Origin of the sequence: Branchiibius hedensis, assembly GCF_900108585.1 — a bacterium.
In the GTDB taxonomy this organism is placed as follows: domain Bacteria; phylum Actinomycetota; class Actinomycetes; order Actinomycetales; family Dermatophilaceae; genus Branchiibius; species Branchiibius hedensis.
In genome coordinates this window covers 2,122,014-2,141,515 of record NZ_UESZ01000001.1, presented here as the reverse complement: position 1 = coordinate 2,141,515, position 19,502 = coordinate 2,122,014, and the positions used below count along the sequence as shown (strand labels likewise).

General features: G+C 67.6%; 17 protein-coding genes and 1 pseudogene. 10 read left to right on the top strand and 8 right to left on the bottom strand.

Annotated features, from left to right (window positions below; translation table 11 throughout):
- Positions 1 to 32: 32 nt before the first annotated feature.
- Both DR843_RS10440 and DR843_RS10435 read right to left on the bottom strand, forming a co-directional pair.
- Positions 33 to 1,501: pseudogene (locus DR843_RS10440) on the bottom strand (gamma-aminobutyraldehyde dehydrogenase).
- On the bottom strand, positions 1,498 to 2,835 hold the full coding sequence (locus DR843_RS10435; RefSeq protein WP_109685615.1) for an aspartate aminotransferase family protein: 1,338 nt from the start codon (positions 2,833 to 2,835) through the stop codon (positions 1,498 to 1,500). The pseudogene DR843_RS10440 and the gene DR843_RS10435 overlap by 4 nt, the downstream one beginning before the upstream one ends.
- Positions 2,836 to 2,919: 84 nt before the next feature.
- Here DR843_RS10435 and DR843_RS10430 point away from each other — a divergent pair, with 84 nt between their 5' ends.
- The gene (locus DR843_RS10430) at positions 2,920 to 4,419 is read left to right on the top strand and encodes a PucR family transcriptional regulator (RefSeq protein ID WP_109685613.1); all 1,500 of its coding nucleotides are present in this window, start codon (positions 2,920 to 2,922) and stop codon (positions 4,417 to 4,419) included.
- Between the two features lie 38 nt (positions 4,420 to 4,457).
- On the opposite strand, the gene DR843_RS10425 is transcribed toward DR843_RS10430, so the two are convergent.
- The 3 genes from DR843_RS10425 to DR843_RS10415 form a co-directional block, all read right to left on the bottom strand.
- Entirely contained in the window at positions 4,458 to 5,318 is an 861-nt protein-coding gene (locus DR843_RS10425) for a hypothetical protein (protein ID WP_109685611.1), read from the bottom strand.
- Between the two features lie 33 nt (positions 5,319 to 5,351).
- Positions 5,352 to 6,863: a CoA-acylating methylmalonate-semialdehyde dehydrogenase gene (locus tag DR843_RS10420; protein ID WP_109685609.1), complete on the bottom strand. Its 1,512-nt coding sequence runs from the start codon at positions 6,861 to 6,863 to the stop codon at positions 5,352 to 5,354.
- An 80-nt stretch (positions 6,864 to 6,943) separates the two neighbouring features.
- Positions 6,944 to 7,915 (bottom strand): P1 family peptidase, encoded by a 972-nt coding sequence (locus tag DR843_RS10415; RefSeq protein ID WP_109685607.1) that lies wholly within the window; start codon positions 7,913 to 7,915, stop codon positions 6,944 to 6,946.
- A 173-nt stretch (positions 7,916 to 8,088) separates the two neighbouring features.
- Between DR843_RS10415 and DR843_RS10410 the strand changes: the two genes are divergently transcribed.
- From DR843_RS10410 to DR843_RS10400, 3 genes are read left to right on the top strand one after another with little or no spacing between them, the layout of a single operon-like run.
- The gene (locus DR843_RS10410) at positions 8,089 to 8,964 is read left to right on the top strand and encodes a peptidoglycan-binding protein (protein WP_109685605.1); all 876 of its coding nucleotides are present in this window, start codon (positions 8,089 to 8,091) and stop codon (positions 8,962 to 8,964) included.
- A gap of 42 nt (positions 8,965 to 9,006) precedes the next feature.
- Positions 9,007 to 10,257, top strand: a complete 1,251-nt coding sequence (locus DR843_RS10405) for a sensor histidine kinase (RefSeq protein ID WP_109685603.1) — start codon at positions 9,007 to 9,009, stop codon at positions 10,255 to 10,257.
- An 11-nt stretch (positions 10,258 to 10,268) separates the two neighbouring features.
- On the top strand, positions 10,269 to 10,895 hold the full coding sequence (locus tag DR843_RS10400; RefSeq protein WP_109688833.1) for a response regulator: 627 nt from the start codon (positions 10,269 to 10,271) through the stop codon (positions 10,893 to 10,895).
- A gap of 18 nt (positions 10,896 to 10,913) precedes the next feature.
- Here the strand turns inward: DR843_RS10400 and DR843_RS10395 are convergent, their stop codons facing one another.
- A complete protein-coding gene (locus tag DR843_RS10395; RefSeq protein ID WP_109685601.1) occupies positions 10,914 to 11,474 on the bottom strand; it encodes a GNAT family protein in 561 nt (186 codons plus the stop codon).
- 53 nt (positions 11,475 to 11,527) lie between these two features.
- Between DR843_RS10395 and DR843_RS10390 the strand changes: the two genes are divergently transcribed.
- Together DR843_RS10390 and DR843_RS10385 are read left to right on the top strand one after the other, a co-directional pair.
- Positions 11,528 to 12,349, top strand: a complete 822-nt coding sequence (locus DR843_RS10390) for an RDD family protein (RefSeq protein WP_109685599.1) — start codon at positions 11,528 to 11,530, stop codon at positions 12,347 to 12,349.
- A gap of 114 nt (positions 12,350 to 12,463) precedes the next feature.
- Positions 12,464 to 14,257 (top strand): 5'-nucleotidase C-terminal domain-containing protein, encoded by a 1,794-nt coding sequence (locus DR843_RS10385; protein ID WP_109688831.1) that lies wholly within the window; start codon positions 12,464 to 12,466, stop codon positions 14,255 to 14,257.
- On the opposite strand, the gene DR843_RS10380 is transcribed toward DR843_RS10385, so the two are convergent.
- Positions 14,258 to 14,818 (bottom strand): isochorismatase family protein, encoded by a 561-nt coding sequence (locus tag DR843_RS10380; RefSeq protein WP_109685598.1) that lies wholly within the window; start codon positions 14,816 to 14,818, stop codon positions 14,258 to 14,260.
- Between the two features lies 1 nt (position 14,819).
- Entirely contained in the window at positions 14,820 to 16,127 is a 1,308-nt protein-coding gene (locus DR843_RS10375; protein WP_109685596.1) for a nicotinate phosphoribosyltransferase, read from the bottom strand.
- Positions 16,128 to 16,186: 59 nt separating this feature from the next.
- Here DR843_RS10375 and clpS point away from each other — a divergent pair, with 59 nt between their 5' ends.
- The 4 genes from clpS to DR843_RS10355 all read left to right on the top strand — a co-directional run bounded on the left by clpS (position 16,187) and on the right by DR843_RS10355 (position 19,433).
- Positions 16,187 to 16,468: an ATP-dependent Clp protease adapter ClpS gene (clpS, locus tag DR843_RS10370; RefSeq protein ID WP_109685594.1), complete on the top strand. Its 282-nt coding sequence runs from the start codon at positions 16,187 to 16,189 to the stop codon at positions 16,466 to 16,468.
- Positions 16,468 to 17,076 carry a DUF2017 domain-containing protein gene (locus DR843_RS10365; protein WP_109685592.1) on the top strand — a complete coding sequence of 203 codons (609 nt, stop codon included), beginning with the start codon at positions 16,468 to 16,470 and terminating at the stop codon, positions 17,074 to 17,076. Before clpS ends, DR843_RS10365 begins: the two co-directional genes overlap by 1 nt.
- A 12-nt stretch (positions 17,077 to 17,088) precedes the next feature.
- The gene (gene gltX / locus DR843_RS10360) at positions 17,089 to 18,615 is read left to right on the top strand and encodes a glutamate--tRNA ligase (RefSeq protein ID WP_109685590.1); all 1,527 of its coding nucleotides are present in this window, start codon (positions 17,089 to 17,091) and stop codon (positions 18,613 to 18,615) included.
- 71 nt (positions 18,616 to 18,686) lie between these two features.
- Positions 18,687 to 19,433 (top strand): HAD family hydrolase, encoded by a 747-nt coding sequence (locus DR843_RS10355; RefSeq protein WP_170119832.1) that lies wholly within the window; start codon positions 18,687 to 18,689, stop codon positions 19,431 to 19,433.
- Positions 19,434 to 19,502: the final 69 nt, after the last annotated feature.

Here is a 19,502-nt window from a genome sequence, read left to right as displayed (position 1 = left end):
CGACGCGGCGGGTTGCAGACAGTGCCAGAGAATCACACGTTGCGGAAGATTGTGCGGTGCCAGTCGCGTTGGGCGGTGCCGGTGCGGTCGAACATCACGTGCTTGACGACCGTGTAGTCGTCGAAGGAGTACGTCGACATGTCTTTGCCGAAGCCGGATTGCTTCATCCCGCCGTGCGGCATCTCGCTGATGATCGAGATGTGGTCGTTGACCCACACACAGCCGGCCCGGATCTGCTCGGTGCCCCGCAGCGCCCGGTAGACGTCCTTGGTCCAGACCGACGCTGCCAGGCCGTAGACCGTGTCGTTGGCCAAGGCGATAGCTTCGTCGTCGGAGTCGAACGGCATTGCGGTCAGGACCGGTCCGAAGATCTCGTCCTTGACGATCTCGCTGGCCGGGTCGGCGTCGGCGATCAGCGTGGGGGAGTAGTAGTGCCCTGCTGAAAGTGCGCCGCCCGGGATCACGCCGCCGGTCACCACGCGGGCGTAACTGCGTGCGCGGTCGACCATGGCGGCGACCTTGTCCCGGTGCGCGGCCGAGATGAGCGGTCCCAGATCAGTCGCGTCGTCAGCGGTCGGCCCGAGTACGACCTTGCCCATCAGATCGGCGACGCCCGCGACGAAGTCGTCGTAGACGCTGCGGTGCACGATCGCCCGGGTGGCGGCCGTGCAGTCCTGGCCGCTGTTGATCAGCGAACCGGCGACCGCTCCGTGGATCGCTGCTTCCAGGTCGGCATCGTCGAGCACCACGAACGGTGCCTTGCCCCGAGCTCCAGATGCACCCGCTTGGCCGTGGTCGCGGCCGCCTCCAGGACGGTGCGACCCACCCGGGTCGAGCCGGTGAAGGACACCATATCGACGTCCGGGTGCCGCAACAGGGTCGCGCCGGCGTCCGGGCCGGTGCCGGTCACGACGTTGAAAACGCCTGCGGGTAGGCCGGATTCGTGGGCAACCTGAGCAAAGAGCACCGTGGTCAGCGGGGTGATCTCGGCCGGTTTGAGCACGATCGTGTTGCCCGCAGCCACCGCCGGCAGCATCTTCCAGGCCGCCATCTGCAGCGGGTAGTTCCACGGCGCGATGGAGCCGACCACACCGACGGCCTCACGGCGGATGGAGGAGGTGTGGGCACCGGAATACTCCCCGGTCGCCTTGCCCTCCAGGTTGCGTGCCGCACCGGCGAAGAAGGCCGTGTTGTCGATGGTTCCGGGGACGTCGAACTCCGTCGTCAGCCGGATCGGTTTACCGGCCTGCCGCGACTCCAGAGCCGCGAATTCACCGGACCGTTCCTCGAGAGCCCGGGCGAACGCCGCCAGCACACCCGATCGCTCGGCAGGGGTCGCGCGCGACCACTCGCCGAACGCCGTACGGGCCGCCTCGACGGCGCGCTCGACTTCAGGGGCGCCGGCGAGGGTGATGTCGGCGACCGGGGTGCCGTCCGAGGGGTCGAAGACGGTGGCCGGCGAGCCTGCGTTGACCAGCTGGCCGTCGATGAAGTGCGTCACGGGCGGTACGCGGCGAGGGTCTCGTCGATGATGTCCAGTCCGCGGTTCGCCTCGTCGGCGGTGATGATCGCCGGCGGGACCACGTGAATCCGGTTGTCGCTGATGAAGGGCAGCAGGCCGCGCTCCAGCAGGCCGGCCTTGATCTTGCCCATCTCCGGCGCTCCCAGCGGCTCCTTCGTCTCACGATCCGCCACCAACTCGATCGCCCAGAAGACGCCCTTGCCGCGGACTTCGCCCACGACCTCGCGCTGAGCGGCGATCTCCTGCAGCCGCGGGCCGATGACCTCGGCACCGATCTGGGCGGCGTTCTCGACGATCTTCTCCTCGCGCATCGCCTCGATCGTGGCGATCGCACTGGCGGTCGCCAGCGGGTGGCCGGAGTAGGTCAGGCCGCCGGGGAAGACCCGCTCGTCGAAGTGGTGCGCGATCGGGTCGGAGATGATCACGCCGCCCAGCGGCACGTAGCCGGAGTTGACGCCCTTGGCGAAGGTGATCAGATCCGGGCGTACGTCGTACGCGTCCAGCGCGAGCCACTCACCGGTGCGGCCGAACCCGGCCATCACCTCGTCCAGGATCAGCAGGATGCCGTAGCGGTCGGCGATCTGCCGGGCGCCGGACAGGTAACCCGGCGGCGGCGGCATGATGCCCGCAGTGCCGGGGATCGTCTCGAGCAGGATCGCAGCCACCGACTCCGGACCTTCGGCCTGGATGACCCGCTCGAGGTGGTGCAGCGCGCGCTCGCACTCCTCCTGCTCAGAGGTCGCCCAGAACTCCGAGCGGTACAGGTACGGGCCGAAGACGTGCACGTGACCGCGCGCGTATTCATTGGGGATGCGCCGCCAGTCCCCGGTGGCGACGATCGCCGCACCGGTGTTGCCGTGGTAGCTGCGATACCGCGAGATGATCTTGTCGCGGCCGGTGAACAGGCGCGCCATCCGGATGGCGTTCTCGATGGCATCGGCGCCGCCGTTGGTGAAGAACACCTTGTTGAAACCGTCGGGGGCGAGGTCGGTGATCAGCTCGGCCGCGTGCGCCCGGGTCTCATTGGCCTGCGCCGGCGCGATCGTCGTCAACTTGTCCGCCTGCCGCTGGATGGCGGCGACGACCTTGGGGTGCTGGTAGCCGATGGTGACGTTGACCAATTGGCTGGAGAAGTCGAGGTACTGCTTGCCGTCGAAATCCCAGAGCATGCAGCCGGAGCCGCCGGCGATCGGTAGCGGGTTCAACGCGCCCTGGGCGGACCAGGAGTGGAAGACGCGGCTGCGGTCGGCTTCGCTGACCTCGGCGTTGGTGGAACCGGCGATGAACTGATCGGCTGCGGCGGTGTAGGTCATGCTCCCCATTGTGCCGTGTCGGGCCGTCACCCCGTTCGACAGTTTGTCGAAGTGAGTGGCGAGCCCTGGACATATGCTCAATGGATGCCCACGACGTTGCGCGCTCTGGTGGCCACTCCCGACTTCGTCATGCGTGCCCGTACGCCGATCGAGGACTCCCAGTGGGACCAACCCCTGGCGTGGGCGCACAACTCCGACCTGCTCGATCCCACACCCTGGTTGGAGCCCGGTGGCCTGCTCCTGACCGACGGTGTTCAGTTCGGGGAGCGGGTCAGTGTGCGTCGGGCACAGGCCTACGTCACTCGGCTGGTCGATTGCGGAGTGGTCGCCCTGGGATTCGCGGTGCGCATCGTGCACGATCAGGTGCCGGCGGTGCTGGTCGCCGCATGTGAGCGAATCGGCCTGCCGTTGTTCGAGATTGGACCCCGCACGCCGTTCATGCAGATCATCCGGTCGGTGTCCGACGCGGTCGCTGCCGATCGGCAGGAGCGCCTGGAGAGATCCCTGGCCGCGCAGCGCGCGGTCGCCCGAGCAGCGCTGCGACCCGACGGGCTAGCGGCAGTGTTGCGCGAACTCGAACGCAACCTGGGGACCTGGGTGGCGCTGTTCGACGCCGGCGGCAGCCGCGTTCGGGTGCCCACACATCGCAGCGTGCCGGTGGAACTGGAACAGGTCGCGCTTCGAGCAGCTCGGGAATTGCTCGCCGGGGGACGGCCGGCGGGTGCGCGGCTGTCGGACGAAGGATCCGGGCCGATCACGCTGCAGACTCTCGGTCAACGGGGCCGGCCGCTCGGCGTACTTGCAGTCGGGGTCGGTGCGGGCCTTGATCGCGCGGGCACCGACCTGATCACCTCGGTTATCGCACTGGCCAGCATCGCCGTCGAACAGAGCCGGGCCCTGGACCGGTCGCGTCGCCAACTGCGTTCCGGGGCAATGGAATTGCTGCGCTCAGGGGCGATGGACGCCGCCCGCCGGACCGTAGCGCAGGTGTGGGGTGACCTCCCGGGGGAGCCGATCCGGGTAGCGACTGTCGTCGCGGCGGACGGCTCCACCGACGCGGTGTTGGCCGCCCTGGAACTCTTGGCCGACGAGCAGGAGGGCCAGGTGTTCTTCGCCGAAGCCGACGGTGCAATCACCGTGGTCATCGGCACCTCGGGCCAGCGTGATGTGCGTACGGCGCTGCGCACGTATGGTGCGCACGCCGGGTTCTCCGCACCCGCCCGATGGGCGGATTTCGAGGAAGCCGCCGCCCAAGCCCGCAGCGCACTGCGACGGTGTGATGCCAAGCACCCGTTCGTGGACTTCGAATCCGTCGCTGCGACAGGTCTGCTCGGCCACCTGGAAACCACCGGTGCCGATCAGGTGGCTCGCAGACTGCTGGAGCCGTTGGATGACGAGTTGCGCACGACGTTACGAATCTGGCTGGAACACAATGGATCCTGGGATCCGACGGCGAAGGCGCTCGGAGTCCACCGGCACACCGTGCGGTCGCGAGTTGACGCCGCCAGCACGCTCCTGGGGATGGACCTGAACACCTTCCCCGCGCGGGCCGAGATCTGGAACGCGCTGCAGCTGGTCGGCTGAGCGACCTCGGTAAGGCCTAGTGCGCCCGTGGGCAACGGTCACGGCCGTTGGGCTTGCCTGGCGTCAGACAGCCATGCGGTGACGTTCGCAGATGCTTCCTGCGCGGTCATCGTGGCGATGTCGAGCAACGTCTTGCCGGTAGACAACCAGTCTTGGGTCATTTGGTCTGCGAGCCAGTACCCGCATCGGGCGGGTAACCCGTCGTCGCGCTCATGCATCGTCAGCAGGCCGTTCACTGTCTCGTCGTCTTCGCCCGCGTCCGCGAGGCTGCAGATGGTCGAGCGGATCGCGGTGCGTTGGCGTTCGCAGTCGGAGATCCAATCCTCATGCCCCGTCGCGAACCACAGGTACTCGGAGTCGCTGAGTCGAGGGTGAAGGATTCGGCTGGCGGCGACGGCTAGTCCTTCCGCGGCGAAGTCGTAGATGAACTTTCCCGACCACTGCCGTTGCGGGCCAAGGAGCTCCAGTTGGACAGCGTGCATCGCCTCGTGGATCGCGACTACCTCATCACCGATGTCGTCGTTCATCATCTCTAGAGCCAGGAACAGCGTCGGGCGTCCATCCAGCACGGTTGCCCAGCCGTTCGACGTATCTACACCGACCATCAGAACGGTGTCGAACTCGGCGTGCCCAAATCCCTTGGCCTCCAACTGTTCGCGAGCCCGCTGGACGGCGGAACGAAGACGGTCCTCGCGGGCGGCGACGCGTAGCGCCCACTGCGGCGCACGGTCAGCGGCGTCGGCGCGGCGACTCGTGGAGCCCCAGCCCGCGTAATACGACGTGAACACGGCCGGGAATGACTGCTCGTATTGCTCAACCCACATCCTTCGCCGTACTTCCGGGTCGCTGATAGCCGCTACCCGAAGAAACTCCGGCACGGTCGAGATCACAGCGGACATGGCGCTGATTATCCACCCGCCCGACGCAGCTGGTCAGTTCTGCGGGAAGCCCAGGTTGAGGCCACCGTGGCTGGGGTCCAGCCAGCGCGAGGTGACGGCCTTGAGCTGGGTGTAGAACTTCACGCCCTCGGCGCCGTGTGCCTTCGTGTCGCCGAACATCGAGGCCTTCCAGCCGCCGAAGCTGAACGTGGCCACCGGCACCGGGATCGGCACGTTGATGCCGACCATGCCGACCTGGATCTCGTTCTGGAACCTCCGGGCCGCCCCGCCGTCGTTGGTGAAGATGGCGGTGCCGTTGCCGAAGGCACCGTTGTTGATCAGGTCAACACCTTCCTCGTAGGAGCCGACCCGAACCACCGACAGCACCGGACCGAAGATTTCCTCGGTGTAGACCCGTGAGGTGACCGGCACCTGGTCGATCAGGGTCGGGCCGAGCCAGAACCCTTCGGGCTCGCCGTCGACCTCGATGCCGCGGCCGTCGATCGCGATGACAGCACCGTCGGCCTCAGCGACCTCGATGTAGGAGGCGACCTTGTCGCGGTGCGCCTCGGTGACCAGCGGCCCCATGTCGCAACCGCGGCGACCGTCCCCGGTGCGCAGGGTGGCGACGCGCTCCTTGATCTTCTCGATCAGCGCATCGGCGACCGGCTCCACGGCGACCACGACCGAGATCGCCATGCAGCGCTCGCCGGCCGAGCCGAAGCCAGCGTTCACGGCGGCGTCTGCCGTCAGGTCCAGGTCGGCGTCCGGCAGCACCAGCATGTGGTTCTTTGCGCCACCCAGCGCCTGCACCCGCTTGCCGTACTTCGCGCCCTGCTCGTAGACGTACTGCGCGATCGGGGTGGAACCGACGAACGAAATCGCCTGCACGTCAGGGTGTTCCAGCAATCCATCGACGGCTTCCTTGTCGCCGTTCAGCACGGTGAAGACACCATCGGGCAGACCCGCTTCCTTCCACAGCTGACCCATCCAGATGGCAGCCGACGGGTCCTTCTCGCTCGGCTTCACGACAACCGTGTTGCCTGCGGCGATCGCGATCGGGAAGAACCACATCGGGACCATCGCCGGGAAGTTGAACGGCGAGATGATCCCGACGACACCCAGCGGCTGGCGGGTCGAGTAGACGTCGATGCCGGTCGAAACCCCCTCGGAGTACTCACCTTTGAGGTGGTGGGCCAGACCGGTCGCGAACTCCACGACCTCCAGCCCGCGGGTGATCTCACCCATCGCATCGGAGAGCACCTTGCCGTGCTCGCTGGTGATGATCTCGGCCAGTTCGCCCTTGCGGGCGTCCAGCAACTCGCGGAACTTGAACAACACCGTCTGCCGCTTGGCCAAGGAGGTGTCACGCCACGCCGGGAACGCGGCGCGGGCTGAGGCGACGGCGGCGTCGATCTCCGCGCGGTCGGCCATCGCGACCTGCTTGGTGACGACACCCAGGGCCGGGTCGTAGACCGGCGCGGTGCGCCCGGAGCGCGATGGGGACTGCGCGCCGTCGATCCAGTGGGGGACAACCGTTGCGGTGTTCGGGCTGGCGACGGACATGGGTGGCTCCTGACGGACGTACGGCGATCGCTGACCTGATCAGCCTAGGAGCCCACCGCAGGTGGTGGGCTGCCGTTTTGTCAGAGTGCGGCGGTGTGGATCGACAATTCGTCCATCAGGTCCGGATGGGCGTCCGTCAGTGCCCGCACCGTCCGCCCCCGGAACCCGGTCATCGTTTCCGCGGCCAGCAGCGACTTCAACACTGCGGCCTCAGTGGCCTCCATCGTTGCGGCGAACAGCGGGCTGAGGTCGGCGTCGGCGATCTGCGGTCCGGGGCCGGTGCTGAACGCGATCGCGTAATCACCGCTGCCGTGGGTGAATCCAGCGCCCACCCGGGCCAGACCGAAGACCGCTCGCCGCGCGACCCGGCACAGTTGCCGGGCGTCCAGTGCGGCATCCGTTGCCACGAGGATCATGCACGAGTTGCCCGCCCGGGCGACGGGCTCGGGCGCTGGTGGATCGACGTACCGCGGACCGAACCGCAATCGGCCGTCGAAATTGGACTGGACCAGCACGCCGACGGTGACGTCCCCAGCGCGGCGGGACGCAGTCCCGATCCCGCCCTTGAACCCGAGGGCGCACATCCCGGTGCCGGCACCGACGTTGCCCTGGGCGACCGGACCTGTGGAGGCGTCCGTCAGCGCGCCGTAGACATGCTCAGCGGTGACCGGCCGCGCCCGGATGTCCGATAGCCAGCCGTCGTTGCATTCACCCACGACCGGATTGACCGAGCGCAGCGAGGGGTCGTGCTCCATCAGCCAACTGACCAACGCGTCGGCGACCCGGAAGGTCGACAGAGTCCCGGTGAGCAGGATCGGCGTCTCGAGAGTGCCCAACTCGGTCAGTTGGGTGGCGCCCACCAACTTTCCGTGCCCGTTGCCGACGAAGAGTCCGGCCGGGGTCGGCAACGCCGGCGGCAGCACAGCGGTGACGCCGGTCTGCAGCGAGCCGGCGCTCACGGTGGTGTGTCCGACCCGCACGCCTGACACATCGGTGATCGCATCGAGAGCGCCGGGGGCGTGTTCGTGGTGAAGCACCTCATGCAACCGCATGAGCACCACCCTAAGAAGCGATCCCGTGGAAACCGGGGGTTCGCCCGGCGGTTACGCGCGGTGCAGTCCGTGGGCGCGGCAATGCCGGTTCCGGTGTCGTGCTGCTCGGCGAAGGCTGTCAGCAGGCCGGACCACCGGTCGAACCGATGCGAATCACCCCCAGAGGAGTCATCATGAGCACAGCCATCGCGACCCGGCTGAAGGTCGCAGTCGCCGTACCCGCTTTGGGTGCAGGCCTGTTCGCTGCCACCTTCGCCCCCTCCCAACCGGCCGCTGCCGCACCTACTCACGTGGCCGCCGTACGGGCCCAGGTCAGTTCGTCCGCCATCACCGACTACGTCAACTCCCACCTCGGGACCAAGGTCGGCACCGGCCAGTGCGTCAGTCTGGCCATCCACTTCGGGATCGACGTCTACGGACTGCCCAGCACGGGCTGGGGCGGTGACGCCTGGGCCTGGGCCCCCGGTGGCGGCGGCTCGGCGCAACTCCTTGCCTCGCACGGCTTCACCTGGCACACCGACGGCAACTACCAGAACGGCGACATCATGGTCTACGCCAAGGCGTCGAACATGCGCCTCGGCCACGTCGCGATCTGGTACAACGGCCAGGCGTTCGAGGAGAACTGGAACCACCAGCAGACTGCGCAGCTGCATTCCCTGGCCGGTCGGCAGGCGCCGGCGGGGTACTGGCGAGCCCCCGGTGGCAGCACGCCGCCTCCGCCGGCCAACCCGTGCAACCCGCTGCCGCCGACGTGGTCCTGGTGGGAGCCGTCCAAGGACGTCCAAGCGGCGATCCAGGCCGAACTGAAGCACGACGGCGTCTACGGTGGCCCGGTCGACGGGGTGTGGGGTCCCAACACCCGTAAGGGAATCCAGATCGAGATCCGGAAGGCCGGCTACCAGGGCCTGGTGAACGGCATTCCCGGGCCGAGAACGGCCTGCTACGTGCAGAAGTTCGCCGCGGAGCACGGTGGCTACACCGGCCGGATCAACGCCATCCCGAGGGTGAACTCCTGGAACGGTTTCCTGGCCGCGCTGCGCAACACGTGATCGCAGTGACCGAGCGCCGCTGGGCACCCTCAGTTTCCGGGGGTGTCCAGCGGCGTTGCCATGCAGCAGACTTCCGGTGTGCATCCGGTCCAGCGTCTGCGCTCAGTGATCCGCCATCTGCGTACGTCGACCGGCAGCGCAACCGCCGACGTAGAGCGCGCCATCGTGGGCCTGGCGCTGATCCTGCGGGTGTGTGTGCTGGTCACGATGCTGACAGCGGTGCCCGAAGGCGTCGCACTGGCCACCCACGTCGATCTCTACCTCATCGTCACCGCCACCGCCGTGGGATTCACCATCCCGCTGGCGTGGTCCCTGCTTCGGCGCGGCCGTCCCGACCTTCGGTTCTGGGGCATCGCCGACGTCACCATTGCCTTCATCGCGCTGCCGGTGATCGCGCACAGCTTTCCCGCCAACGTCCAAACGGGCACGTGGTCGGTCTGGGCGCCGGGCTACGCGCTGATGGTGGCCGTCACGACGGGTGCCTGGGCGCGGCCGCGTACGGTCGCCATCCTCGCCACCGCGATCGGGTTGTGCTATCTCGTGGTGACCGCCGCTAACTCCAGCCAGCCGGTGTGGTCGCTGCTGGCCAACGCGCTGAACTACCCGATGCTGGCCCTGGCTGCGGCGTGGATCGCCATGGTGCTGCGTCGTTTTGCCCGCCAGGCCGATCGCGACCGGGAAGCCGCTGCGCGTGCGGCAGCACAACTGGAGGCCGAGCGTTACCGGTTGCTCGTGCACGACACGACGGGCATTCTGCGACTGCTCGCCTCCGACGAATTGCCCGAGGAGACAAGGGAAGTCGTCCGGGAGCAGGCGCTCGCGGAGTCGGTCCGGCTTCGGTCCTATCTGGACGCGCCGCCCGGAGAAGGTACGGCGCCCCAGACCCTGGGGGTCGTCGTACGTGAGGTGATCGGCAGCTTCCGTGACCTGCCCATCGAGCCAGTCCTGACCCTTGGCCAACACGCGCAGCTAACCGATGAGGCAGCCACCGTGCTGCGCTCTGCTCTCGCGACGACGCTGCACAACGTGCGCCGGCACGCTCGTGCCCACCAGGTTGTGATCCATGCCGACCATCGCGCAGGCACGTGGGAGTTGACAGTGAGGGACGATGGAGTGGGCTTCGATCCCGACCCCGACGCGTTCGGATTCGGTTTGGCCACACAGGTTTTCGAGCAAGCAGGAGCCGCTGGCATCGAGGTTGTCCTTGACTCGGCGCCGGGACACGGGACCGCGTTGATCTACTCCGGTGCCTGTGCCGATGAGGAGCCGATGCGATTGCGACCACCGGCATGAAGATCTGCGTAGTGGATGACTCCGTCGCCATCCGGATGGGAATCCCGGTGATGTTGGACAGTGTCCAGGTCGTCGGGTCCTTTTCCTCGGTCGAGGCGCTGCTGGCCGAGAACCCCGATGCGGACGTCGTACTGCTGGATCTGCGCCTGAGCACCCCCACCGAGGGGCATCGGCTGCAGGGCGACGAAGCCATCCGACTGGTGGCCACCCGCGGGTACCCCGTCTGCATCTACACCGACGAACGGCGCCTGTTGGTCCTGGCCCAGTGCCTGCAGGCAGGGGCCAACGGCGTCGTGCACAAGAGCGACCGACCGGAGGCGCTGCTCGACGCGTTGACCCGGGTGGCCGCGGGGGACACCGTGATCACGCAATCCCTGACCGGTCTGGCCGAGGTGCTGGAACGGGCCGGGGAGATCAAGGAATTGACGGAGCGGCAGCGGCAGGTGCTGACCGCCCGAGCTCGGGGTGAGCAATGGGCCAGCATCGGGCGCCGCCTGCACATCACCGAGTCGGTCGCTCGCGAACACATGGCGGCGGTCAGTGCGAAGTTCGCCCGTCACCTGCAGGTCACGACCGCCGCCGATCTGGAACGTCAATTAGGCGTGGGCCCAGGGGATCTGCTCGAACGTCCTAGTTGACGGCTACTGGCGTCGAGCTCAAGCCGTGGCCGGTCGCACCATTGGCCAGACCGGGGGACCGCCGTCGGGCAGATCGATGCGCTCGGTCACCCGAAAGCCGAAGCGCTCATAGATCGCGAGGTTTTCTTCCTTGGAACTCTCCAGGTAGGCCGTCCCGGAGTAGTCCTCCAGGCCACTCCGGATGAGGGCGCTGCCGATCCCTTGCCCGCGGATCGCAGCACCCACGGTGCCCAGATAGAGGTACGGCCGGGGCGGATGAGCACGCGCGAACGCCGACATCAACCGGCTTCCACGACCGATCCGCGGGCCAAGGGCCCACAACCATCGGGGCAGTCCGGCGAGTTCGCGCCACGGTGACGGCGCGTTCCGCTGGTCGATCCACAGACAGGTCCCGCCAATCCGACCGTCCACGTCAGCGACCTGGACCCGGCCGGCCTCGGCGATCAGCGTTGCGTGCACGCGCGCATCCCGCTCCGGGGGGACCAGCCACCGCAGCACCGGATCGTCGGCGAACGCCAGGGTGAGTGCTGCGATCGCTTGTGCCCTGTCGGCTCGTTCTGCATCTCGCACGGTCAGCACCGCGCCAGTGTGGCACGGCAGGAGTGTCGTTGGCCGGGTGAGAAGATCGGCCCATGAACGATGTGCGGCCGTCTGGCTGGTACGACGACCCGAACGACCCCAATCTGCTGCATTACTGGGACGGAGTGTCCTGGTCCGGGCGCACGATGCCGAAGATCAAGCCCAACTTGGACCAATCCAGCATCGGCAGCCCGCCGCCGCAACCCGACCCGGCGCAGCTGCCGCCGGGCTACCCGCAGCAGCCCGGACAACCCCAGCAGGGCCAGTGGGCTCCGTACGCCCCACCGATCGCACAGGCCGGCACGCCGAAGCGGCTCACCCCCGATGGCGCCGTGCTCGCCGGCTGGTGGAAGCGTGCCCTTGGTTACATCATCGACAACCTGCTGGTGTCTGCCGTCGCGGTTGCGATCACCTGGTCCAGCTTCAACGCCTGGTTGAGCAAATACCAGACGTGGTTCCAGGACACCATGGACCAGGCGTCGTCCGGCAGTTCGGCGACGGTCGCCGATCCACCGGGGATCCCGTGGCAACCGTTCGCCGCCATCTTGATCATCAGCGCTGTCTACGAGATCTCTCTGGTGGCCTGGCGCGGCCAGACCCTCGGTCACATGGCCGCCGGGATCCGGGTACGCCGACTGGACAGTGACCGCGCGCCGGACGTTGCGTCGTCGGCGGTCCGGTGGGTCGTCAAACAGGCCGGCAGCCTGGTCGGAGCGCTACCGGTGCTCGCGTTCTTCGGCAGCCTGTTCCAGTTGCTCAACTACCTCTTCCCGCTGTGGGACAAGTTCTCCCAGGCGCTGCACGACAAGGCTGCGCGCACCTACATCGTGCGTCACGATTCCCACCCCGGCGAACACCAGGCAAAGACTTGGTAAAAGGTGCGATCGGGTGCCGCGCTGGGGCCCGACGGCACCCGCGAACGCCTACCGTCGGCGTACGTGACGAACTCACCAGAAACCCGCAAACTGCCGCACACCACGCGGCGCCAGATGCTCACCGCTGCCGTGGTCGGGGGTGCTGGCTTGGCCGGCATCACCGCCCCTGAGGCCGACGCCCACGGCTGGGGCCACAACAAGTCGTTCAGACTGACCGTGCTCGGCACCACCGACCTGCACGGGCACGTCTACAACTGGGACTACTTCAAGAACGCCGAGTACGACGACAAGGCGCACAACGACATCGGGGCGGCGAAGGCCGCGACTCTGATCAAGGCGGTCCGCGCCGAACGCGGCCGGCACACCTGTCTGACCCTCGATGCGGGCGACACGATCCAAGGCACCCCGCTGGCGTACTACTACGCCAAGATCACCCCGATCAGCCGCACCATCAAGCACCCGATGGCTGTCGCGATGAACGCGATCGGCTACGACGCGGCGGCGCTGGGTAACCACGAGTTCAACTACGGCCTGGACATCCTGCGCACCTTCCAGCGCCAGTTGAACCACCCGCTGTTGGGCGCCAACGCCCTCGACTGGAAGACCGGCCGGTCCGTGTTCCCGCCCTTCACGTTCAAGCGCATCTGGGCGGGCGGTCGCCTGCTGACCGTGGGCATCCTCGGTCTGGTGACCCCCGGCGTCGCGATCTGGGACAAGGCCAACGTCGACGGCAAGGTGAAGTTCAACGGCATCGTCGAGCAGGCGAAAATCGCTGTGCCGCGGATGAAACGGCTAGGCGCCGACATCGTTGTCGTGTCCTGCCACTCGGGCGCCGACACCTCATCGTCGTACGGCGATGCGTTGCCTTATCCGGAGAACGCCAGCACCCTGCTGGCCCAGCAGGTGCCCGACATCGACGCGATTCTCGTCGGCCACGCCCACGTGGAGATCCCGCAGCGGTACGTCACCAACGAGAAGACCGGCAAGCAGGTGCTGCTGTCCGAGCCCTACTACTGGGGCAACCGCGTGACGGTGATGGACCTGAACCTGACCTGGGCACGTGGCCGTTGGTCGGTCGCCTCGGCCACCTCGACTCTGCTGAACTCCAACACGGTCGATGAGGATCCGCAGGTTGCCCGCGTGGTGCGCTCGGCGCACGAGAAGGTGCTGGCCTACGTCAACTCCAAGATCGGCGTCTGCACCCAGGAGATGAGCGGTGCAACGGCGTGCTGGGAGGACTCCGCAGCGGTCGACTTCATCAACCTGGTGCAGGCCACGACGGTCAAGGCCGGCCTGGTCGGGACCGCCGACGCGAACACTCCCGTGCTGTCGATCGCGGCGCCGTTCAGCCGCGACGCCGACATCCCGGCGGGCGACGTCACCGTCCGCGATGTCGCGGGGTTGTACATCTACGACAACACTTTGCTGGGCATCAAGTTCACCGGCGCCCAGGTGAAGGCCTACCTGGAGCAGTCGGCGACCTACTTCAAGCAGGTGACCGGCACCGGACCGTTCCCGTCCTCGGCGGTGACCAACGCGGTGACGGCGACGGCTCCGAACGGCACACCGGACTACAACTACGACGTGATGGGCGGCCTCGACGCACGGCTCACCTACGACATCGACATCGCCCAGGCGCCGGGGTCGCGGATCAAGAACCTGCAGTACGGCGGTCAGGCGATCGGTGACGCCGATCCGTTCGTGATCGCGATCAACAACTATCGCCAGTCCGGCGGTGGCGGCTTCCCGGGCGTGACGACCGCTCCGGTGGTCTACAACCGGCAGGGCGAGATCCGCCAGGCGTTGATCGACTACGTGACCGCCAAGGGGCAGATCGACCCGCCGACCTTCCACACCATCGACTGGAAGTTGGTGTCGGGCGGCACCCCGATCACGGTGACCGCCTGATCAGGAGACCGTCACACCGGCCGCGCGGAGTTCCTCGACCGCGCGGTCGGTGCTGTCGGCGGCGACACCGGCGGTGAGATCGCGCAGCACCGTGGTGGCGAAACCTTCGCGCAGCGCGTCCAACGCGGTCGCCCGCACGCAGTAGTCCGTGGCGATCCCGACAACGTCGACCGCATCGATGCCGCGGTCGCGCAACCAGTCCGCGAGGCCGGCGCCGTCGTCGTTGTGTCCCTCGAATCCGCTGTAGGCAGCGTCGTGTTCACCTTTGCGGAAGGTCGTCACGCCAACCAGGGCGGGAGCGATGTTGGGGTGGAAGTCCGCACCCGGCGTACCCACTTGGCAGTGCACCGGCCAGGAGTCGACGAAGTCGGGGGAGTCCGACCAGTGGCTGCCCGGGTCGATGTGCCAGTCGGCGGTCGCGACCACCGCGTCCCAGTCCTCGGGCCGGTCGGCGAGCAGGCCGGCGATGTCCGCGGCCACCTGGGCGCCCCCGGTCACGGCGAGGGAACCGCCCTCGCAGAAGTCGTTCTGCACGTCGACAACGATCAGTGCGCGCGCCATCTCACTGCCCTTCGTAGATCGTGGGAATGCAGGGTTCGCCGCGGGACATCTGCAACGCGGTCGGCGGCAACTCGGCGCGGGAGGCTTCGTGGCGCTCGCGGGCGTCCTGCAAGGTGGCGTCGTAGACCCGCTCGCCTGCCGCGATCAGCGGGACGAGCAAGTCGCGGTCGTCACCGTCGTTGACCGGCGGCTCACCGATCCCGAGCACCTCGGCCTGGGCGACGCCGGAGGCGGACCGGCGACGCATCGCATACTTGCGGCCACCGACCGACTTCTTGTCCTTACTGGCTTTGGCGACCGACAACATCGAACCGTCGGCGCCCTCATGAGCCACCAGTTTGTAGACCAGTCCGACCGTGGGCGCGCCCGATCCGGTGACCAACGAGGTGCCCACTCCGTACGAGTCGACCGGACCGGCGGCCAGTGCTGCGATCGCGAATTCGTCCAGGTCGGAGGTCACCACGATCTTGGTGCCGGTGGCGCCCAGGGAATCCAACTGGGCGCGTACTTCGCGGGCTTGGACCAGCAGGTCACCGGAGTCGAGCCGGACTGCGCCGAGCCCTGGCCCGGCGACCTTGATCGCGGTCTCAACCGCCTTGGTCACGTCGTAGGTGTCCACCAGCAGCGTGGTGCCCGTGCCCAGCGCCGCGACCTGCGCCGCGAACGCTTCCTCCTCGGTGTCGTGCAGAAGGGTGAACGCATGGGCGGCGGTTCCCGTCGTGGGCACGCCCCACCGGCGGCCCGCCTCCAGGTTCGAGGTGGCCACGAAACCGGCGATGTACGCCGCGCGGGCGGCGGCCACCGCCGACCACTCCTGCGTACGGCGTGAGCCCATCTCGATGCACGGGCGGCCATCGGCGGCGGCCGTCATTCGCGATGCAGCACTGGCAATGGCACTGTCGTGGTTGAGGATCGACAGCAGCACGGTCTCCAGCAGCACGCCCTCGGCGAAGCTGGACTCGACCACCATCAGCGGCGAGCCAGGGAAGTACGCCTCACCCTCGGCGTACCCCCAGATGTTTCCGCTGAAGCGGTAGTCGGCCAGCCAGTCCAAGGTGGTGTCGTCGACCACAGAGCGGGCGCGGAGGTCGGTCAGTTCGGCGTCGCCGAACCGGAACGCGGCCACGGCGTCCAACGCCCGGCCGATTCCGGCGACCACTCCGTAGCGGCGACCGTCGGGCAGTCGGCGGCCGAAGAGTTCGAAGACGCAGCGCCGGTGGGCCGTGCCGGACTGCAGGGCCGCCTGCAGCATCGTCAACTCGTAGTGGTCGGTCAGCAAGGCGGTGGTGACAGGCTGCGTGGCGCTCACAGGCAACACTGTAGGCCGACCGGACCACGACCAGACCGCTCTAGGCTAGGTGGGTGCCCATGACCGAGACGGCCCCGATCGAGCAGACGGACATCGTCACCCAGATCGACGTGCCCTGGGTGACGATCGTCTGGAACGACCCGGTCAACCTGATGTCCTACGTGTCCTGGGTGTTCCAGACCTACTTCGGCTACTCCAAGGAGGAGGCCGAGAAGTTGATGATGCAGGTGCACACCGAGGGCCGGGCGGTGGTGTCTCGCGGGACCCGCGAGAAGATGGAGACCGACACCGAGGCGATGCACGGGTACTCCCTGTGGGCCACCTTCCGTAAGGACGACTGATGGCAACCGCCTTCCAGCGCAAGGGATCGCGCATCGTTGGCACCCTCGCGCCACAGGAGCGGGACGTCATCGTGGGGCTGCTGGGCCAGGTGCGCGAACTGCTCGGCGGGGACGAGGTCGCTCCGACGGGGGACCCCCTCACGGACCTCATCGGGGATCTCGAGTCCGCTGACCCGGCGCCCGAGGAGGACCGCGATCCGGCGCTGGATCGTTTGCTGCCCACCGGGCACGAGGACGCGGAGGCGGCGGCCGAGTTCCGGTCGATGACCGAACGCAGCCTGCGGCAACGCAAGGTCGCCCGGATCGACACCACGATCGGCACGCTGCGCGCCGTCTCCCGCGAGAAACTCGAACTGGACTTCGGTCAGGCCCAGGAATTCATGATCGCGCTGACCGATGCGCGGCTGGTCCTGGCCGACCGGTTGGGCCTGCACACCGAGGAGGACGCCGAACGGTTGCACCACCAGACGACGCGGTTCCTGGAGGGCGGTGCGGACTTCAGCGACATCGACGAGACCCTCGCGCTGTTCTACGACTTCCTGACCTGGTTGCAGGAAAGCCTGGCAAACGCGTTGCTGAGCACTGGTGGGCGGCGCAGATCTCGTTAGGATGGCGCCGCTATGACTACGTCATCTTCTGCCCCCACCGGGCCGCGGCTTCGGGTCGCTCCGTCACCCACCGGCGATCCGCACGTCGGCACCGCCTACATGGCCATGTTCGACCTCGCGTACGCCCGCCAGCAGGGTGGCCAGTTCATCCTGCGCATCGAGGACACCGACCGGGCCCGGCTCGTCGAGGGCAGTGAGCAGCAGGTCTACGACACGCTGCACTGGCTGGGGCTGACCTGGGATGAGGGCCCCGACGTCGGGGGCCCCTACGCGCCGTACCGCCAGTCCGAGCGGCTCGCGACCTATCGCCCGTACGTCGATCGCCTCCTGGCCGACGGACACGCCTACTACTGCTGGTGCTCGGCCGAGCGCCTGGCCAAGATGCGGGAGATCCAGCAGCGCACCAAGCAACCCACGGGCTACGACCGGCTGTGTTACGGCAAGACCCGTGAGGAGCGCGCCGAGCTTCCGGGCTTCAGCGAGACACCGGTCGTGCGGATGTATATCCCCGATGACGCGCCGCTGGAGTGGGACGACCTGATCATGGGCCACACCAGCGCGCCGCGCCCGGACGACCAGGTGATCCTGAAGGCGGACGGTTTCCCCACCTACCACCTGGCAGTCGTCGTGGACGATCACGAGATGGGTATCACGCACGTCGTGCGCGGGCAGGAATGGATCTCCAGCACCCCCAAGCAGCTGCTGCTGTATTCGTGGCTGGGTCTGGACACGCCCGCGTTCGCGCACATGCCGTTGTTGCGGGATGAGAAGAAGGCCAAGATCTCCAAGCGCAAGAGCCCCTGGGCCCGTCTGACCTGGTTCCAAGAGGAGGGCTATCTGCCGGAGGCGTTGCTCAATTTCCTTGCGCTGCAGGGATATCCGCCGATCATTGAAGCGGATGGTTCCGAGCGGGAGGTCTTCTCCTTCGAGGAGTTCGTGCAGCGTTTCGAGTGGTCCAAGGTCAATAAGGCGGGCTCGGTGTTCAATCTCGACAAGCTCAACTGGCTGAACGGGCACTACATCCGCACGCTGTCTCCCGAGGAGTTGTCGCAGCGGCTGCTGCCGGTCCTGCAGGACAATGGGGCGCTGCCGAAGCCGGCCACGATCGGTCAGTTGGCGCTGCTGAAGGACATCACCCCGCTGGTGCAGACGCGGATCACGACGTTGAAGGAAGCCATCCCGTTGGTGGCGCCGTTCTACGTGGCCAATGACGCCGTCCCGATCGCCGAGGACGCCCGGGCGACGCTGCCGGACAACGCCGGCGAGGTGCTCGACGCAGCGATCGCGGCGCTAGAGCCGATCAGCGGTGCGCTGCCGAAACCCGACGGCACTGGCCGCGAATGGCTGGCGCCGAAGATCGAGTCCTCGCTGCGTGAGGCGCTGATCGACGGACTCGGTCTGAAGCCCAAGGTGGCCTTCGGGCCGCTGCGCGTCGCGGTCTCGGGGCAGAAGGTCTCGCCGCCGCTGTTCGAGTCGATGGAGTTGCTCGGCAAGGAGCCGACGCTGACCCGGTTGCGGACCCTGCGCGCCAGTCTGTGAGCGCCGACCGAGGTGAGGAAACGAGCGAAGCGAGGCCCGGAGCCGAGGGCAGAGGCGCGACCGAAGGTGCTGTGACGGCGGTTGACGGCGTCCTGCTGGACGTCGACGACACCGTGCTGGACACCCGCTCAGCGATGATCACCGGCGCCGAGGCGGGGGTCTCGGCGGTCTGGCCGGCGTTGTCCGCAGCGCAGGCGCATGAGGTCGCGGTGGCGTTCTATCAGGACGGCGGGCGACACTTTCCCCGCTTCACCCGGGGCGAGATCGACTTCCGCACCATGCGGCACTCGCGGCTGCAGCATGCGGCGACATCGCTCGGGCTGCCCGCGGTGCCCCCGGACGCTCCGGAGGCCTTCGAGGACACCTTCCGGCCCGTCTTCCACGATGCGCAGCATGTCTTCGACGATGTGCGCCCCTTCCTGGACTTCTGCCGGGAGGCGGGGGTGCCGGTGGGCGCGCTGACCAACTCCTCGGCCGCGATGACCGCCGACAAGCTCGCAGTGGTGGGGTTGTCGTTCCCCGTGGTCGTCACCCGCGACACCCTGGGTTACGGCAAGCCCGCGGCGGATGTCTTCCATCATGCGTGCGCGCAGTTGGGGACCGCGCCGGAGCGGACGGTGTATGTCGGCGATGAGTATGAGGTCGACGTGGTCGGGTCCGCAGCGGCCGGGCTCATCGCCGTGTGGTTGAAGCGCGGCGACCAACCCGACGGATGGGGGAGTGGCCCCGCGGTGCATGCGGGCGTCGTACGTTCGCTGGAGGAGCTTCCCCGGCTGCTTTTGCAGCGCAACTCACCCTTCGCAGCACGCCATGCGTGAGTAGCGCTTCAAAAGTCCTGGGTGCCTGCCCGATTTGGGTCAGGGGCCGGTCAACAGGTAACGTTTCCC

What these genes read in the sequence shown, in the direction of transcription:
- gltX (WP_109685590.1), top strand. Translation starts at nt 17,089, where the DNA reads ATGACTACGTCATCTTCTGCCCCCACCGGGCCGCGGCTTCGGGTCGCT.
- DR843_RS10430 (WP_109685613.1), top strand. Translation starts at nt 2,920, where the DNA reads ATGCCCACGACGTTGCGCGCTCTGGTGGCCACTCCCGACTTCGTCATG.
- clpS (WP_109685594.1), top strand. Translation starts at nt 16,187, where the DNA reads ATGACCGAGACGGCCCCGATCGAGCAGACGGACATCGTCACCCAGATC.
- DR843_RS10380 (WP_109685598.1), bottom strand. Translation starts at nt 14,818, where the DNA reads ATGGCGCGCGCACTGATCGTTGTCGACGTGCAGAACGACTTCTGCGAG.
- DR843_RS10390 (WP_109685599.1), top strand. Translation starts at nt 11,528, where the DNA reads ATGAACGATGTGCGGCCGTCTGGCTGGTACGACGACCCGAACGACCCC.
- DR843_RS10425 (WP_109685611.1), bottom strand. Translation starts at nt 5,318, where the DNA reads ATGTCCGCTGTGATCTCGACCGTGCCGGAGTTTCTTCGGGTAGCGGCT.
- DR843_RS10410 (WP_109685605.1), top strand. Translation starts at nt 8,089, where the DNA reads ATGAGCACAGCCATCGCGACCCGGCTGAAGGTCGCAGTCGCCGTACCC.
- DR843_RS10385 (WP_109688831.1), top strand. Translation starts at nt 12,464, where the DNA reads ATGCTCACCGCTGCCGTGGTCGGGGGTGCTGGCTTGGCCGGCATCACC.
- DR843_RS10420 (WP_109685609.1), bottom strand. Translation starts at nt 6,863, where the DNA reads ATGTCCGTCGCCAGCCCGAACACCGCAACGGTTGTCCCCCACTGGATC.
- DR843_RS10365 (WP_109685592.1), top strand. Translation starts at nt 16,468, where the DNA reads ATGGCAACCGCCTTCCAGCGCAAGGGATCGCGCATCGTTGGCACCCTC.
- DR843_RS10435 (WP_109685615.1), bottom strand. Translation starts at nt 2,835, where the DNA reads ATGACCTACACCGCCGCAGCCGATCAGTTCATCGCCGGTTCCACCAAC.
- DR843_RS10415 (WP_109685607.1), bottom strand. Translation starts at nt 7,915, where the DNA reads ATGCGGTTGCATGAGGTGCTTCACCACGAACACGCCCCCGGCGCTCTC.